The organism is Enhygromyxa salina (assembly GCF_002994615.1).
GTDB classification, from domain to species: Bacteria; Myxococcota_A; Polyangia; order Nannocystales; family Nannocystaceae; genus Plesiocystis; species Plesiocystis salina_A.
Map to the genome: position 1 here is coordinate 1 of NZ_PVNK01000163.1, position 1,550 is coordinate 1,550.

Consider the following 1,550-nt stretch of genomic DNA (forward strand, 5'->3'; position numbering starts at 1 on the left):
GCTGACTACTCGGTTGTGTGCTGGGGCAACGGCGCTGCCGGGCGCCTCGGCTACGGGAACGTCGACAACATCGGAGACGATGAGTCGCCATCGGCCGCGGGCTTTGTCGAGGTGCTCTAGCAGCCCGTTGACGAGGGACTCGCGGACGAAGCGGGCGACGGCGCTCGCGACCTGCTCGGGACCGGCCCCGCACGCCTGTGCGTAGCGTTCGACGGCCTCGCCGAGGTCGCGGGACTGGGCGAGGATCTCCACCAACGCGGCCGCGGCCTCGCTCAGCTCGCGGTCGCTCGCGCGGCCGCCCTCGAAGCGCACGCGGAGGCGGTCGTCGTGGGTACCCGCGAGCGAGCGCTCGTGAACGAAGTAGGCGTGGGGGCTGGGCCGGACCGCGAGCTCGAGCAGCTCGGCGTCGGGCCGGGCGGCGGCGTTGAGGGCCTCGCGCAGCTCGGCCAGCGCGGCGGCGTCGTAGAGCGCGGCGCCTCGTGGATCGACGCGGGCGGCGAAGCGCGGGGCGTCGGGATCGACGACCTGCTCGAGCGCCACGAGCACGTGGCGGGTCCGCTCGATGCCGAGCGCGCGGAGGTGCTCGCGGTAGGCGATCGCCGCCGCGGCGTAGTCGGGTCCGAGCTCCGAGTGCGAGGTCGAGGCGTAGCCGAGGGCCTGGAGGTCGGCCCCGAGGCCCGTCGCCGTGATCGCCAGGGTCTGGACTGCGGCGTCGCCGATCGCCCCGGTCACGCGATCCATCAGGGCGTCGTCGTCGGCGGTGTCGAACAGGACCAGCGCGCGGCCGCGCTCGGCGAGCAGCGCGGGCAGCTCGGACAACATCCGCAGCGCGAGCTCGTCGCCGCGGTGACCCCCGTGGAGGTAGGTGGTCGTCGTGACCGAGGGCGGCTGGGTGACGAAGGGCGGCTGCGAGACGACGAGGTCGAAGCGCTGCCCGCGGACCGGGGCCGCGAGGTCGCCGGCTGCGAAGCTCGCGTTGTCGATGCCGTTGAGCGCGGCGTTGAAGCGGGCGTAGGTCACGGCGCGCGGGTCGAGGTCGACGCCGATGGCCTCAGCCGCGCCCGCGCGCGCGGCCACGAGCGCGAGCGAGCCCGCGCCGCAGCCGATGTCGAGGACCCGGGCGCCCGGCTCGACGGCCATCGCACGTTGGAGCTCGAAGGTCGTCGCGCCCGGGCCCATGACGGGATCGTGGCGTGCGTCGACCTCGTCGGAGGCGAGGAGCAGGCCGGCGAAGGGCATCAGGCGCAGGCTCGAGCGCAGGGTCTGCTCGGTGAGGGGCAGCGCCCCGGCGTCGCCCAGCGCTTCGATCAGCTCGGCGCCCAGGACCTCGGTCGCCGCGTCGAGCTCGACGCCGTCGCGGTAGGCGAACAGCCGGGCCCACACCGCTGCGGGCTCCGCCAGCGAGCGCAGCCACGCGTGGACCAGGGGCAGGCGGACGCCGTCGAGCTGCTTGGGCGCGATGGCTTCGGCGCGGGCGATGAACGCCGCGTCGAAGCCGTCGCGGGTCGACTGGCGCAGGCGCTCGAGCGAGGCGGGGGCGAGGGCGAGGC

Annotated in this window: 1 protein-coding gene; it reads right to left on the reverse strand. The window is 75.1% G+C overall.

Annotated features, from left to right (window positions below; all coding sequences use genetic code 11):
- Positions 1 to 1,550: methyltransferase domain-containing protein (locus tag ENSA5_RS17725; RefSeq protein WP_106392860.1), on the reverse strand; the 1,550-nt coding region annotated here is incomplete at both ends.